At 56.5% G+C, this 15245-nt stretch carries 8 protein-coding genes; 7 read left to right on the top strand and 1 reads right to left on the bottom strand.

Going from position 1 to position 15245, the window contains the following annotated elements; all coding sequences use genetic code 11:
* The first annotated feature begins 25 nt into the window (after nucleotides 1–25).
* The 7 genes from UH5x_RS16810 (at nucleotide 26) to UH5x_RS16780 (ending at nucleotide 14860) form a co-directional block, all read left to right on the top strand.
* Nucleotides 26–976, top strand: a complete 951-nt coding sequence (locus UH5x_RS16810) for an alpha-E domain-containing protein (RefSeq protein ID WP_047814728.1) — start codon at nucleotides 26–28, stop codon at nucleotides 974–976.
* The gene (locus UH5x_RS16805; RefSeq protein ID WP_047814727.1) at nucleotides 973–4320 is read left to right on the top strand and encodes a transglutaminase family protein; all 3348 of its coding nucleotides are present in this window, start codon (nucleotides 973–975) and stop codon (nucleotides 4318–4320) included. Before UH5x_RS16810 ends, UH5x_RS16805 begins: the two co-directional genes overlap by 4 nt.
* Before the next feature lie 302 nt (nucleotides 4321–4622).
* The gene (locus UH5x_RS16800; RefSeq protein WP_482636011.1) at nucleotides 4623–7280 is read left to right on the top strand and encodes a circularly permuted type 2 ATP-grasp protein; all 2658 of its coding nucleotides are present in this window, start codon (nucleotides 4623–4625) and stop codon (nucleotides 7278–7280) included.
* A 5-nt stretch (nucleotides 7281–7285) separates the two neighbouring features.
* Nucleotides 7286–8206 carry a transglutaminase family protein gene (locus UH5x_RS16795; protein WP_482633086.1) on the top strand — a complete coding sequence of 307 codons (921 nt, stop codon included), beginning with the start codon at nucleotides 7286–7288 and terminating at the stop codon, nucleotides 8204–8206.
* Between the two features lie 616 nt (nucleotides 8207–8822).
* Complete coding sequence (locus tag UH5x_RS16790; RefSeq protein ID WP_482633085.1) at nucleotides 8823–10196, top strand: IS4 family transposase; 1374 nt, start codon at nucleotides 8823–8825, stop codon at nucleotides 10194–10196.
* An 807-nt stretch (nucleotides 10197–11003) separates the two neighbouring features.
* Entirely contained in the window at nucleotides 11004–12347 is a 1344-nt protein-coding gene (locus tag UH5x_RS16785) for a DUF1552 domain-containing protein (RefSeq protein WP_482633084.1), read from the top strand.
* A complete protein-coding gene (locus UH5x_RS16780) occupies nucleotides 12347–14860 on the top strand; it encodes a DUF1592 domain-containing protein (RefSeq protein WP_482636010.1) in 2514 nt (837 codons plus the stop codon). The genes UH5x_RS16785 and UH5x_RS16780 overlap by 1 nt, the downstream gene beginning before the upstream one ends.
* Here UH5x_RS16780 and UH5x_RS16775 read toward each other — a convergent pair whose 3' ends face one another.
* On the bottom strand, nucleotides 14861–15244 hold the full coding sequence (locus UH5x_RS16775) for a cold shock domain-containing protein (RefSeq protein WP_047814718.1): 384 nt from the start codon (nucleotides 15242–15244) through the stop codon (nucleotides 14861–14863).
* Nucleotide 15245: the final 1 nt, after the last annotated feature.

Raw genomic sequence — 15245 nt, 5'->3', positions numbered from 1 at the left:
TACTTTTCTTCGCTGACCCACTGATATGCTTTCACGCGTTGCTGAATCCGTCTACTGGATGAGTCGCCAAGTCGAACGTGCAGAAAACATCGCACGTTTCTTGGAGGTCACTCTGAACTTGATTTTGGATCAACCCGAGAACTTGGTTGATCCTTGGAGCCCGTTGGTGCAAGTCACGGGGGACGAAGAGTGGTTCGAGGCGAAGTACGGCAAACCAGACAGTCGCAATGTGGTTCAGTTCCTCGCCTTTGACGACGAGTATCCGAACAGCATGGTTTCTTGCCTGGGTGCCGCGCGAGAAAATGCGAGGGGCGTTCGCGAAACGTTGTCGTCCGAGGCATTTGAACAGCTCAATCAGTTTTATCTTTTCGTCGGCGAAGCCTCGCCCGCCGCGGCGACCGACCCGACCAGTCAGTTCTTTGATGCGGTTCGGAAGCAGACACTGCTGTGGAGTGGCGTGTTTGCCAGCACCATGGACCAGGACATTGGTTGGCACTTTGCAAATTTAGGACGAATGCTCGAACGCGCCGACAAGACTTCTCGCATCTTGGACGTGAAGTACTTCAACCTGCTACCCAACCTGGCGGACGTCGGCACCGCCGTGGACGATTTGCAGTGGTCAGCGTTGTTGCAGGCGATCAGCGGAATCGAAGCGTACCGTCGCGATCATCATCAGATTGAGATTGAGAAGGTGGTTGATTTTTTCCTGTTCAATCGCAGTTTTCCAAGATCGATCCACCACTGCATCGCCTCCGCGAACTGGTCCCTCGGGGAAATTGAAGAAGAGTCCTCCAGCAACATCCCCCGAACAGCCGGCCCCATCCTCGACGCTCTGCAACACCGCTTGGCTCACACTCAGGTCGAAGAGGCTCTGGCGGGCGGCATGCATCAATTCATTGATTCCGTGCAAACCGAGGTGAATCGCATCGGTGAGGCTCTTGGTCAAGACTATTTTCAAATCTCGGTAAATTCATGACGATCCGCGTCGCGCTCCATCACAAGACTTCGTACCACTACGAACGGCCGATCATGGTCGGACCTCAGCAGGTTCGATTGCGTCCGGCCTATCACGGTCGGACCCCGATCGTGTCGTACAATTTGGCGATCTCGCCCGAGGACCACTTTTGCAATTGGCAGCAGGATCCGTTCGCGAACCCTGTTGCGCGGTTGGTGTTCGAAAAGCCGACGGATCATTTGACGGTTTGTGTGGACTTGGTCGCCGACATGACGGTCATCAATCCGTTTGAGTTCTTCGTGGACGATTCGGCCCAAGGATGGCCGTTCGAATACGACGCGCAAGCCAAGCGGCAATTGGCCAGTTATCTCGCACCCGTCGAGATGACTCCCAAGTTCGCGAAGTGGTTGGAGACGCTTCCTAAGAAGTCCGAGCGAATCATTGACTTCCTGGTGGATGTCAATCGAGCCGCCCAAGAAAAAATCGACTACAAAATCCGAATGGAACCGGGCGTTCAATCGCCCGAGGAAACCTTGACGTTGTGCAGCGGATCCTGCCGCGATTCGGCATGGTTGTTGGTCAATGCATTTCGTCACATGGGCATGGCATCGCGGTTTGTGTCGGGTTACCTGATTCAGCTGACCGCCGATCAAGAATCGTTGGATGGTCCCAATGGTCCCACCGAAGATTTCTGTGATTTGCACGCTTGGACCGAGGTCTATCTGCCGGGCGCTGGATGGGTCGGATTGGATCCAACCAGTGGTTTGATGGCCGGCGAAGGTCACATCCCGTTGGCATGCACCCCCTCGTTCACAGATGCTGCACCGATTATCGGCGGGCATGAACCGTGTGAGGTGGAGTTCGAACACGAGATGACCGTCACTCGGGTCCATGAAGACCCACGTGTGACAAAACCGTATGCAGACTCCACTTGGAAGGAGATCCTGCAGGCCGGTCGAGAGATTGATGAACAACTGGAAGCCGCCGATGTGCGACTGACAATGGGCGGCGAACCCACGTTTGTCTCGATCGACAACATGGATGATCCGCAGTGGAACACCGACGCGGTCGGTGAAGAGAAGCGTGTGCTCAGCAACGTCTTGCTGACTCGACTTCGTGAACGCTGGGCACCGGGCAGTTTGCTGCACTACGGGCAAGGCAAATGGTATCCCGGTGAGTCATTGCCACGTTGGGCGTTGACCTGTTTGTGGCGTCGCGATGGGCAATCGATCTGGCACGACGATCAATGGATCGGTGATGAAGGGAAGGACTACGGGCACACTCATCAGGACGCGGAACGCTTTGTCAAATCGCTCGCTCGAGAGCTGAATGTCAATGCACGGATGGCATTCCCGGTCCACGAGGATGTCTTTCACTACTTGTGGAAAGAAAATCGGCTGCCGATCGATGTGGATCCTTCGGATCCGAAACTGGAGGACCCCAACGAACGTGCCATGATGATGCGGACGTTCAACGCGGGTCTAGGATCACCGGTTGGATTTGTTTTGCCTGTTCGACGAGCTTGGTGGCAAGCTCGTCCGGGTTGGATCAGTGGCCGATGGCCCGTTCGCAGCGAGCAGGTGTATTTGATCCCTGGTGATTCGCCCATTGGTTTGCGATTGCCACTGGATCGATTGCCAGTTTCCTCGGCATCGGAAGCCCCGTTCTACACCACACCCATGGATCCCACTGCTCCCCATGGGCCTTTGCCAACCTCGAGCATGCCGCGGGGCAACGAACAGGATCCACGCGGCCAACACCGTGAAGATTCTCGAGAAGAAGGTCGGACACGGATTCATCCTCAGGTCTTGGATGAAGAAGACGATGACAATTTGCCGACCAGCGAAGACGTGGTGCAAACGGCGCTTTGTGTGGAATGCAGGTATGGGCGTTTGTATGTTTTCATGCCCCCGACGCAGCGGATCGAAGACTACTTGGATTTGATCAGGGCGATCGAGCAAACCTGTGTGTCGACGCAATTGCCCGTCATCATCGAGGGCTATTTGCCGCCATCCGATGATCGAATTGAATTGTTCAAAGTCACTCCGGATCCCGGCGTGATCGAAGTCAACACGCAACCCACGGCCTCATGGGACGCTTTGGTTGAATTGACCGAATCGCTGTATCACGAAGCCCGCAAGTCGCGGTTGGGAACGGAGAAGTTCGACCTGGATGGTTATCACACCGGGACGGGTGGCGGGAATCACATTGTCTTGGGTGGACGCTCCACCAACGAAAGCCCGTTCTTGCGTCGACCGGATTTGTTGGCCAGTTTCATTCGTTTTTGGAACAACCACCCCTCGCTGTCCTACATGTTCAGCAGCCGGTTCATTGGCCCGACCAGCCAAGCACCTCGGATGGACGAGGCGAGACAAGACGCGTCCTACGAAATGGACATTGCACTGAGTCAGTTGCCGCCAACGGAGACAGATGTTCCGCCGTGGTTGGTTGATCGACTGTTCCGCGACTTGATGGTCGATTTGACAGGCAACACACACCGCGCTGAAATCTGCGTCGACAAACTGTATTCGCCCGATAGTTCGACTGGACGTTTGGGGCTGCTTGAGCTGCGTGGTTTTGAAATGCCACCGCACGAACAAATGAGTCTGGCTCAGCTGTTGTTGATCCGGTCCTGTGTCGCTGCGTTTTGGCAGCAACCCTACGACCGTCCGATTCAACACTGGGGAACGCGTCTTCACGATCAGTTCTTGCTGCCGCACTTTGCGTGGCAGGACATCACGCAATTGATCGGAGAACTCAATGCCAAGGGATCTCCGATGTCAGCGGATTGGTTCGCGGTGCATCACGAGTTCCGATTCCCGTTGATTGGCGAGATGGTCCTGGACGGAATGCGAGTGGAGCTCCGCAGCGCCATCGAACCGTGGTACGTGATGGGTGAAGAACCTGGCTCGAGTGGGACGACTCGATTTGTTGATTCGTCGCTGGAACGATTGCAGGTGTTGGTGGAAGGTTTGGAACCAGATCGCCATGCGTTGATTGTGGCGGGACGTGAAGTTCCGCTGCATGCCACCGGAGTCGCTGGGCAATACGTCGCTGGCATCCGCTATCGAGCGTGGCAGCCGCCTCGCTGTTTGCATCCCACGATCGGTGTTCACACGCCGTTGCGATTTGATTTGGTGAATCGTTCGGCGTGTCGTTCCATCGGGGGTTGCACCTATCACACGGTGCACCCAGGCGGACTCAGTCATGAACGGTTCCCGGTCAATCCGAAGGAAGCAGAATCACGACGCGCGTCGCGGTTCCGTCCCTTCACGCTGACTGGTGGCGAAATCGTGATGCCTGGGTTGCCAGCGCGAACTGGGTTCGAGCCGTTCCCGGTCACGATGGATTTGCGACGCAGTTAGGATGTCCTCGCGAAACCAGCCCGGGGAGGGGGCCCGGGCATGGGAAACGGCGTGTGATGGCCTCCCCCGGAAATCTCGCTTAACGCTCGTTTTCCGACCCCTCCCGTTTCACGGGTGGGGGTCTGCAAGTCACTGCTGGAGCGGCACTTCAAAACGCCACGACCTCGGAGGGAGAGGTGGGCGGAAAAGGTGAAGTGCATTTGCTGATCTGGTCATTCGTCGAATCCATGGGCTCGGTTACAATGGTTTCAGTGCTCAACCGCGACGAAGAAGTTTGACCCCGTTGGAACATCCTCGGGTCGATCCTGTTGCCAACCCCGATCGAATCACAGGTGAACGTGCCGACTCCCACCGCGACAGCTCCGTCCAATGATTTGCCATCGGGATCCCCACTTGGGCTGTCGTTGGCAAATTACGCTTCGATCGCGGAACGCTTTGACGAGTGCCGTCTGCCTGATGGTGCTTTGCGGCCGTGTTGGAAGAGCATTGCCGATGAAGTCTTGGCACTTGGCTCGTCAGGACTGAATGATCGTGAATCGCAAATTGAACAGCTGATTCGCGAAAACGGTTCGACGTTTCAAATTGACACCGGTGAAGGCACCCAGACCCGTCCTTGGCAATTGGCGACGGTGCCGATGGCCATCGCTGATCAAGATTGGAATCGGTTGGTCGTTGGATTGACGCAACGGACCCGAGTTCTGGAAGCCATTTTGGCGGACTTGCTCGGACCTCAGCGTCTGATTCGCGAGCGAGTTTTGCCACCGGAGTTGTTGTGGGACAACCCTCGGTTCCTGCGTGTTTATCACAACTTGCCCGTTTCGGCGGGGCATCGATTGCATTTGGTTGGTTTCGATGTGGCTCGTGCCAGTGATGGTGGATGGTGGGTCACCGGCGATCGCACTCGGGCCCCCAGTGGATTGGGGTATCTGCTTGAGAATCGCATTGTTCACGGACGTGTGTTCCCGCATTTGAGTCGCGCCGCGAATGTGCGTCGGTTGGCATCGTTTTTTGGATCGATGCGGCGTCATTTTCGGTCGCTGGCTCCACACCAAGACGGCAACCCACGAGTCGCCTTGCTGACGCCGGGCCATGGCAGCTATCGCGATTTCGAAGATGCCTACCTCGCTCGCTACTTGGGGTACACGTTGGTCCAAGGTCGTGACTTGGCGGTTCGTGGCGAACGTCTGCACTTGAAGACGTTGGGTGGCTTGCTTCCCATCGAAGTCCTATGGCGCCATGTCTCGGATCGGAAATGTGATCCGTTGGAATTGGATCCGCATTCCACCGAAGGGGTGACAGGATTGTTGCGATGCAAACGCGGTGGGCAATTGGCGGTCGTCAACTCGATCGGAAGCGTGATCGCGGAGATGCCTGCCTTGATTCCGTTTTTGCCAGCGGCTGCGAAGTTGTTGTTGGGGGAAACGCTTCAGCTTCCTAGCGTCGCAACGTACTGGTGCGGGGCAGAAAAGGAACGTCGCTATGTGCTGGAGCATCTGGATGAATTGGTCATCCGGGATGCGTTTGCGGTCAGCGACACTCGGCCGGTGATGCCGATCCGTTGCAGTGCGGAAGAGAAGGAAGCCTTGGTTCGTCGCATCAAGGCACAACCCAATCGATTCGTCGGGCAACATCGTTTTTCACACAGCATCACTCCGGTGTGGCAACGAGAACGTTTCGAGCCCTGGCATGTGTCGCTCCGCACGTTTGTTCTCCAGACGAAGACCAACATCGAAGTCTTGCCGGGTGCGTTGGCACGCGTCAGTCCGAAAGAAGATTTGCTTAGCAACTCACCGACGCAGGGTCAGTTGACACAAGATTGCTGGATTGTCAGCGACAAACCGGTGGACCATGAAACGACGTTGTTGTCCCACGACGAAAGCACCATTGTGCTGCGACGCAGCGGGGCGGAATTGCCCAGTCGTGTGGCCGAGCATTTATTTTGGTTGGGACGTTACGTCGAACGTTGTGAATCGATTGCCCGTTTGCTTCGAACAACCTTGGCGCGTTTGGTTGGCGAAGATGAACTGAGCGACCTGCCTGAGATGTCGAGGTTGGTCGCGGCGTTGGCCGCGGTTGGTCAGCTCGAACCGGACTACGTGATCGAAGGTCTCGACGGCGCCATGCCGCAACTGGACAGTGTGCTGCCTTCCAGTGTCTTTGACACGGCCAATCCGAGAGCCCTGCAGATTTCGGTGGCCAGTGCTCTGCACAACGCGACCGCTGTGCGCGACCGAATTTCACTGGACGCCTATCGCATCTTCCAAAGCATGCACTCGGATATCTCCGGTACGAAACGATCGGTGGCACCCAACGTGTCGCGTGCCATGGAGCGACTCAATCGTTTGATCACTCACTTGATGGCCTTCAGTGGTTTGACCGCGGAAAGCCTGACCCGAACACATGGTTGGCGGTTCGTTTTGCTCGGACGACGCTTGGAACGGGCGGACCAAACGGCGGAGTTGTTGCTGGCAACGATGACGCGTCCGATCGCCGATGAAGTCGGGCTCTGTGAGAGCATTCTGGATGCAACCGACAGTTTGATGACCTATCGTTCGCGGTACTTGTCATTGGTCCGTCCCGCGCCGGCAATCGATTTGATGGTCACGGATGAAACCAACCCGCGATCACTGCGTTTTCAGCTCAATGACATTCAGCAACTGCTGAGTGATCTGCCGACTGAACCAGGGCGTGTGGCGCTGGGGGCAGATGAGCGTTTGGCCCGTGAACTTCAGCACCCGTTGCTGATCGCGGACGTTGCGACGCTGACCGAGGTCAACTCAGCCGGAACCCGGGTGGAACTGGAGCGATTGCTGGAATTGGTGCAATCGAAAATCCCACAGCTGGCCAACGCAATCGCAGGACGTTACCTCATTCACACCGCTCCCGAGCAGACTCTGACCGGAGATCGCGAACAAACGCTGGATGATTCGCTGATGCCCTCTGAAACATCTCCAAGGTGAATCCAATGCCACGGTCGGTCACTTACGACATTGTCCATGAAACGAAGTACAAATACAGCGAACCGGTTGCGGTTTGTCTGAATCAACTTCGTATGCGCCCGCAGACTCGGCCACCGTCGGTGGTCTGCAACCAGTGTTCGGTCACGATCGAACCGATGCCGGCCAAAATTGACATGCATCCGGACTACTTTGGCAATGTCGTTGATTCGTTTGCCATTGAATCGCCCCATGAATCGCTGGTGGTCAAGGTCAACAGCCAAGTGCAGGTCACTGCGATCAACCCCTTCGAATCGCAGAACATTCCAACCGTTGCCCAACTGACCAACGCGGTTCGCACGGGACTAACACAGTCGGATCTCCTCGCCAAGGAGTATGTCTTCGCTTCACTACGTGTTCCCTTGGCGGAACACTTCGCCGAGTACGCGAAAGCGGTCATGAATGAGGACGCGTCCGTGTTGGATGCCGTGTTGAATTTGACCAAGCACATCCATCAGGATTTTCGATACGATTCGACCGCGACAGACGTTGCCACCACAACCGAAGCGGCGTTTGAGTTGAAGGCGGGAGTTTGCCAGGACTTCTCGCACGTTCAGATTGCTTGTCTGCGAAGTTTGGGTTTGCCCGCTCGGTACGTCAGCGGGTACTTGCGGACGCTGCCGCCTCCAGGGAAACCGCGATTGATCGGCAACGATGAATCGCATGCTTGGATCAGTGTTTACGCAGGGGAAACGTTGGGGTGGATTGATTTTGATCCAACCAATGCGTGCCAGATCGGCGTCGATCACATCCCGGTGTGCGTGGGACGCGACTACGACGACATCAGTCCGATGCGAGGCATCGTGCTCGGCGGCGGTGAAACCACGCTCTCAGTCAAAGTGGATGTGGCGCCGGTCGAACTGCCGGCCGTGATCATCCCGCCTGCCTGAGGCTGGGATTGGTTCGTTGCCGTATGGGCCGATGGCAAGGCTTGGTGGGTTACCACATGGAGGCTCGAACGATGATGCTTGGCACCAGCTCCGACGATCCAGTCGCAAGAACGCTCACGAAGCGCTCCGGTGCACCAAGAGGGTTAATCTACCTCCGTCCCCTTTGAACGCTCCACTCGCACCCCACCGCTCCGAGTCGCGGGGCGCCGGCATTTGAACAGCCTTGGGTTTCAACCCAAGGTCCATTCGTTTCAAATCACGGGCCCCAGTCGCGGAGCGACGACAGTTGGCAGAAAGTGCGTCCCCACCTGTCGCCGCTCCGCGGCTTGGAACCGGTACGGGTTCACCTGGGGCCTCGGGTTGAAACCCGAGGCTGTCGAATGTCACCGCTCCGCGGTTCAGATGGGGAAAGTTTGTTGGGTGGCACCCAACGGACGCACTGGACAGGGGGCCAGCTTCACCGGGCTTCCCCACTTTCGCCCCGGATGGGGCGATCGTCCGTAGCTCGGGGCGGAAGCCGAATGGCACTTACTTTAGATTGAGTCTTCAGCTGCGATAATCTTGGCACAGTTTTTGCGCATTCAGGCTTCCTTTCTCAAAAAGGAGCCATTTTGGCATGAACGATTCCGAGCGAAGCATGGAAGCCGACCAGCAGTTTGACCGCTCCTTCGAACTGCTGCATCAGCTTGTCAACTTCGAAGATGCGAACGAGCTTTTTGCCCAGCGAGCTCACACTGTCTACACCGCCTGCGTTGTCCTTTGGATGCTCGTCTACCAGCGTCTCAAGCCCGATGCCTCACTCGAAAACGCGGTGAAACACCTGATCGAAACTAGGCCGAGCTATCTTCCCGAGAACAAACGACTCGACGAAAACACGATCTCGACCGCATCGGGTGCCTACAGCCGAGCGCGATCTCGACTGCCTCTAGAAGTCGTTCGTTGGTTTGCCGAGGAAGTCAGCTCCGGCATCATTTCGGCCACCGAGCCTACATTCAACCAACAACGCGTGTTCCTGATTGACGGAACCACGATGGCTCTTGCACCGGAAAAAGAACTCCAACAAGCGTTTCCACCGGCAAGCAACCAACTCGGCGAAGGTATCTGGCCATGCGCGTTGTTAACCGTCTTTCATGAACTTGCCAGCGGCGCTGCAATGCTTCCGCAAGTCGGACCGATGTACGGGCCCGAGGCAGTCTCCGAGACGCAACTTGCTCGCCAAGGTTTTGAGCAGCTTCCCGAGCACTCGATCATTATGTCCGATGCGGGCTTTGGGATCTTTGGAGTCGCGTATGAAGCCATCAATGCAGGGCACGACATTTTGCTGCGAATGAAGAAGGCTAACTTTCATTCGCTGCAGAAGAATGCCGAGCTGATTGAGCAATCCGAACATCACAAAAGTTACCGACACACGTGGATACCCACGAAGAAGAATCGCCAGACCCAACCGGAGTTGCCCGCGGATTGCCAGTGCGATGTTTTTCTGCACGAGGTCAAGGTTACCGACTCGCTGACGCTTTATCTGGTCAGCACGCTGGCCGACGAAGCTTTCACGTTGGCCGCATTATTTGAGCGTCGCTACGATGTAGAAATTGACATTTGCAACTTCAAGGTGGTGATGGATGCCGAGAATATCCGTGCCAAGAGTGTCGACACATTCATGAAAGAACTCTACACGTCAGTCGTGGCTTACAACCTGACCAGTCAGCTTCGTATCGAAGCGGCCGCCATGGAGGAAGTTCCGCCGCGTCGAATGAGTTTCAAGCGAACGTGGACCACCTTTCAGACTTTTTTGTTGCGACACATGCACACCGAGCCTAGCCAGTGGCGCGAGGCCTACCGAACCGCCCTGGCGATCGCCCGCAAAGACAAGTTGCCAATTCGAGGCAAACGCAGATACCGACGCGAGGCGTACCGCAAACGGCCCAAAGACGCGCAATTCGAAAAGCGAAAGAAACCACCGTCAAAACTGAAAGACTCGGATCTAAAGTAAGTGCCATTCGGCGGAAGCCCCGAGACTGATGGCGGAACCCAGGAGGTCGCCCCGGACGGGGCCGTCGTGGGCACACTCCCGTTCTTCGCTCCCTTGTTACCGCTGGGAAGGTGGCTGTCACTTGACGGCACTGCGAGTGCTCGGATGGGTTGCTGTGTCGCCCCGTTGGGCTTCGGCTGTTTGGGCGGTTCATCGTTCCGAGGCCTGACGGCCCCGGCAATGGCTCTGTCGGCCCTTCGGGCCTTGTTGAGGTGAGCGATGGTGCTTGGCGCCGGCTCCTCCGATCCGGTAGCGAGAATGCGATCGAAGTTCTCTAGTGCAGAAAGATGGTTAAACTACCGCCGTCCCCTTTGAGCACCGGGCTTGGATTTCGTGCTCGTGCTCGTAATCGACAGCCACATGATATCCCGCTGGCGGTTCCGAAACACGATCAAACTTCATCGCCATTCTCGTCAACATCGGCACAAATCGTCGGCAGTTGGTTGGACAGCGAGAAGGTAGAGTTGGAGTCGTTCGTAGTCGAAAGTTGGTTCGATCATTGTTGCCCCCGCGATTCGATTGCGAGCACGAGCACCGTTTCACTGAGCACGAGCACGATTGTGAATCTTCATTGCCACAACTTGCTTCTCAGCAGTTGGACCGACTGAGAATGGGTGTTTGAGCGGGTTCGTCGGTGAGAACAAGTCGAGTGTTTGGGCTCCGTCGAGACTTGTTCTCAGTGAACGAGCCACACGTTTTTTCATTGCCTTGCGTCATCGCTGGTAGACTGGCGATTGGTTTTGAGGTTGGTCTCCCTTGGAAAGAGCGATGAGTTCGTTTTCTCGACGAAATGTTTTGCGTGCCGCGGGTGTCTCGGTGGGCTTGCCGGCGTTTGCATCGTTGCCCGTTGCAAGGACCTCTGCGCAAGGGGTCCAAGGGGAATCCACAGGGGCCCGTTCGACGAAAGCCAAGCGACGGATGGTCTGCATCGGCAACATGCTGGGGTTCTATCCCGACGCATTTTGGCCCCAGCAACCGGCTGAGAAGGCGTCCTCATCCAGCAAGCGATTGAGCAACGGTTTGATCGAACACCGGCAAATGCGGTTTGGTGAATCCAGCCAGTCGCTCGCCGAAATCGAAGATCAGTTGACCGTGATCTCGGGGTTGGACCACGGTCTCAAAGGCGGCCACTTCGCGATCCACGCGTTCTTGTCAGGCGTTCGCCAGATCGATGCGCACACGATGCCGTTGGCCAACATCACGGTCGATCAATTTGCGGCCCAATCCATCTCAGGTCAAACACGATTCCCGACGCTGACGATTGGTAGCGAAACAGGGATTCACGGTGGATGTCAGCTTTCATGGACTCGAAGTGGAACGCGAGTGCCGCCGATCCCCGGCCCACAACAATTGTTCGAAACGCTGTTTGTGGGGACCGACCCAAAGAAAAAGCAAGCTGCCGCCGAACGCATTGGACTTCAAAATTCGATTCTGGACTTGGTTCACGGAAGTGCCAAGGAGATTGAGAAGCAACTCGACCGGCAGGATCAGCAGAAGCTCGACGAATACCTGACCTCAGTTCGCGACGTGGAGCAACGACTCGCTCTGCGAAGGAACTGGTTCGATGTTCCCAAACCAGAGGCTCCGTTTGATGCACCGCGAAATCGCAACTTGGTGGAAGATTTGCCACTGCTGTACGACCTGATCGTGTTGGCTTTGCAAACCGATTCCACACGCATCGCGACGCTTGAAATTGGTGGTGATTTCAATCCCAATGACTTGGGGATCAAAGGTGGCTACCACGCTTTGTCGCATCATGGTCAACGCCAAGAGAACATCGACAAACTGATTGCAATCGAACGCTATCAAGTCGAGCAATTCACTCGCTTCATCGATAAACTTGCCAACACCAATGATGAACATGGGCCGTTGCTCGATCAAACGTCGGTTCTGTTTGGAAGCGGGATGGGCAATGCCAACTCTCACACCAACAGCAATTTGCCGCTCGTCGTTGCGGGCGGTGGTGCAAAGCAGGGGCGGTGGCTCGCGTTCGATGAACAGGCGAATGATCGTCCACCGCTGACCAATCTGTACGTCTCCCTGTTGCAAGATTTCGGTGTCGAAACGGATTCGTTCGGGACCAGCACGGGGACGCTCCGAGGTTGGGCGTGATGTTGCTGCCGCACCGGTTTCGATGGTTGATTGTTGGCGTTCTGTTTCCTGCGTGGTGTGGGGTGCAGGCGGAGGAACCCCAGCAGATGGATCCGGTTGATTTCCTGGAAAGCTACTGCATTGATTGCCACACTTCGGACGACCCGGCCGGGGAACGAGACCTGGAATCGTTGAACCTTGGCGAATCAGGTTTCGACACTCAGTTGTTGTTGCAGGAAGCGATCGATGAGCTGACGCTTCGTTCGATGCCGCCTGAGGATGGGGACCAACCCTCGGAAGAAGATCGCTTGGCAGCGGTCGATGCGCTGACGCAGCGTTTGACTCAGATGAGGCAAGAGGCGACCAGCACCAACGGCCGCACGGTCTTGCGAAGGCTCACTCGACGGGAATACCGCGAGACGATGTCGGATCTTTTGAACATCGATATGACCATGTTTGATCCGACCTTGGAGTTCCCAGCGGACAATTTGTCCCAGCACTTTGACAACGTGGGTGACACGTTGGTGATGTCGGGGCATCTGTTGGAGCGGTACCTCGATGCGGCGGACCGGTGCGTCACCAAAGCGATGGGACCCAGCGAGCGTCCCGCGATGAGCGAATGGTCGTTTCGCGGGAAGTTCCCGCAGCAAGCGGAGTTGCGGACCGCACATCGTCGCGCTTTCAACGATCGCTTCTTGTGCCTTTACGATCATCCGTTCAACGACAAAACCGAGGGTGCTTACGGCCACATCGAGTCATTTTCCAAGGGCGTTCCGGTCGATGGCACCTATGAGATTTTAGTGCGTGTCAAAGCGATGCATCGCGACACGCCGTACAGTGAACAATCGGTCAAGATTGATTTGGAGGAACCATTTCGCCTGGGCATCCGACCGGGCGACACGCGAATTGGTGACCTGCCTCACCGCCAGCCGATTCAGCCCTTGCTAGCCGAATCGATGGTGCCCGACGATGAGTTTGAGTGGATCCGATTCGAAGTCCCGCTCGATCGCGGGTTTGTGCCACGCTTCACCTTTGAAAATGGCATGCATGATGTGCGTGGGTCCTACGCTCGGATCTACCGGATGCATCGAGATTTGTTGCCAGAGAAGATTCGCAAAACAGCCGGTATCTTTCTGCAGCGCATCGCGCTGATCAGCGAGGGAAAGATCCCGCACCTGCGCATCGAAGAGGTGAAAGTTCGCGGACCGATCGACCACGCTTGGCCGACGGCGAGTCAGCAGGCGTTGTTCGGTCTCGAGGCGTCCGCGGAAGAACCTTGGGGCGAAGCGAACGTACGCGATCGGATTCAAGTCTTCGCAACGCGAGCCTATCGACGTCCGGTCACCGGAACCGAGGTCGCGGAATTGGTGGCGTTCTATGATTCACGCCAGGCATTGGGGCTTTCGTCGCGGTTGGCTTACGCGGACACCGTCAAAGCGATCTTGTGCAGCGCTGCGTTCTTGTACTTTCAAACCCCGGACGCCGAGAGCGGGCAATTGTCTGAGCATGCGTTGGCCGAACGGTTGGCGTACTTCCTGACGTCGAGCATGCCCGATGCAACGCTTCGTCGATTGGCGGACGAGGGCAAACTGCACGATCCAGAAACGCTCCGTCAACAAACGCGACGGCTGTTGGCCTCCGAGGAATCCGATGTGTTTGTCGCCGACTTCCTGGACAACTGGTTGGATCTTCGCTCGCTTGGATCCATGCCGCCTGATCCACGTGAGTTCGCGTTCTTCTACGCGGGTGATCTGCAAGTTGACATGAAACGTGAGACGCAGATGTTCTTCCGTGACTTGATCGACCGAGACGATTCGTTGACCGAATTGCTCGCCGCGTCACACTCGTTTCTCAACCGTGATCTGGCAAAACTCTACGGAGTCGTTGATGCGTTTCCGATCGAACAGGCGACCGAATTCCGTCGTTTTGATTTCGAGAAGTCGTCTGGTCAGGGACCATTGGGGCGAGGTGGTTTGTTGGGCCAAGCCAGCATTCTGACGGTCTCGGCCAATGGGATTGAAACCTCGCCCGTGACGCGCGGAGTTTGGTTGCTGGAGAACATTCTCGGGACGCCGACTCCACCACCGCCGGATGACGTGCCGACGATCGAGCCCGACACGCGAGGAGCCAAGACGATCCGTGATCAACTGTTGAAGCATCGCGAGAATGCGACGTGCTTTCAGTGTCACCGCAAGATCGACCCGCTTGGATTTGCGATGGAGGGCTTCGACGCGATTGGACAGTCACGGAAGGTTTACAGCACCAAGCCTCGGCGACCGATCGACACCTCGGGTGAACTGCCCGGAGGAGCCAAGTTTGAGGGGGTCGAAGGTTTGAAGCAGCAACTGATCAAGCGGCAAGACTTCATCGCCCGGACGGTGACGGAACGCTTGCTGATGCACGCCTTGGGAAGGCGGATCGAACCATCGGACCGAGCCGCGGTCGACGCGATGTTGAAGCCGCTCGAAGACGAGGGCTATCCAGCCGCTCAGCTGATCGAATCCATCGTGACCAGCGAGTTGTTTCGTCGCTGATCAGGACTGGTTGTCACGCCAAGTGGGGCGTCGCCGTCGAGCCTTGGGGTGGTGAAACACCAGATCGAACGTCGCGTCGCGGGCGGACAGTTTTTTGCCGTCCGGACGATCCGTTGGTCGGAAGACCTTGGCTCGCAGGCGTTTGGTGTCGTCGAATTGGTCATCGTCCAGTTCGAATTCGACGTAGGAGTCGACGTCGAAGGTTTCGCCGTTGGAGGCTTCCCACGCTTTGAAGTGAAAGAAGACATCTTCACGGAAGTCGTCGGAATCGATGAAGCCATATTCGCCCTCAGGCTTGATGACTTTGATTCGTCCCAAGCGGCGTTTCTGGATGCGAAACGGCTTTTCAGTGTCGTCGGAGTGGTCTGTTCGAGGTCGGTTCATA

The organism is Rhodopirellula sp. UH5 (assembly GCF_056839225.1).
Note: the sequence above shows the minus strand (reverse complement) of the source record. Positions and strands in the feature narration are given on the sequence as shown.

Bases quoted from the DNA above. Each gene is read 5' to 3' on its own strand.
- UH5x_RS16790 (WP_482633085.1), top strand. From the start codon at position 8,823: ATGAACGATTCCGAGCGAAGCATGGAAGCCGACCAGCAGTTTGACCGC.
- UH5x_RS16785 (WP_482633084.1), top strand. From the start codon at position 11,004: ATGAGTTCGTTTTCTCGACGAAATGTTTTGCGTGCCGCGGGTGTCTCG.
- UH5x_RS16810 (WP_047814728.1), top strand. From the start codon at position 26: ATGCTTTCACGCGTTGCTGAATCCGTCTACTGGATGAGTCGCCAAGTC.
- UH5x_RS16795 (WP_482633086.1), top strand. From the start codon at position 7,286: ATGCCACGGTCGGTCACTTACGACATTGTCCATGAAACGAAGTACAAA.
- UH5x_RS16805 (WP_047814727.1), top strand. From the start codon at position 973: ATGACGATCCGCGTCGCGCTCCATCACAAGACTTCGTACCACTACGAA.
- UH5x_RS16780 (WP_482636010.1), top strand. From the start codon at position 12,347: ATGTTGCTGCCGCACCGGTTTCGATGGTTGATTGTTGGCGTTCTGTTT.
- UH5x_RS16775 (WP_047814718.1), bottom strand. From the start codon at position 15,244: ATGAACCGACCTCGAACAGACCACTCCGACGACACTGAAAAGCCGTTT.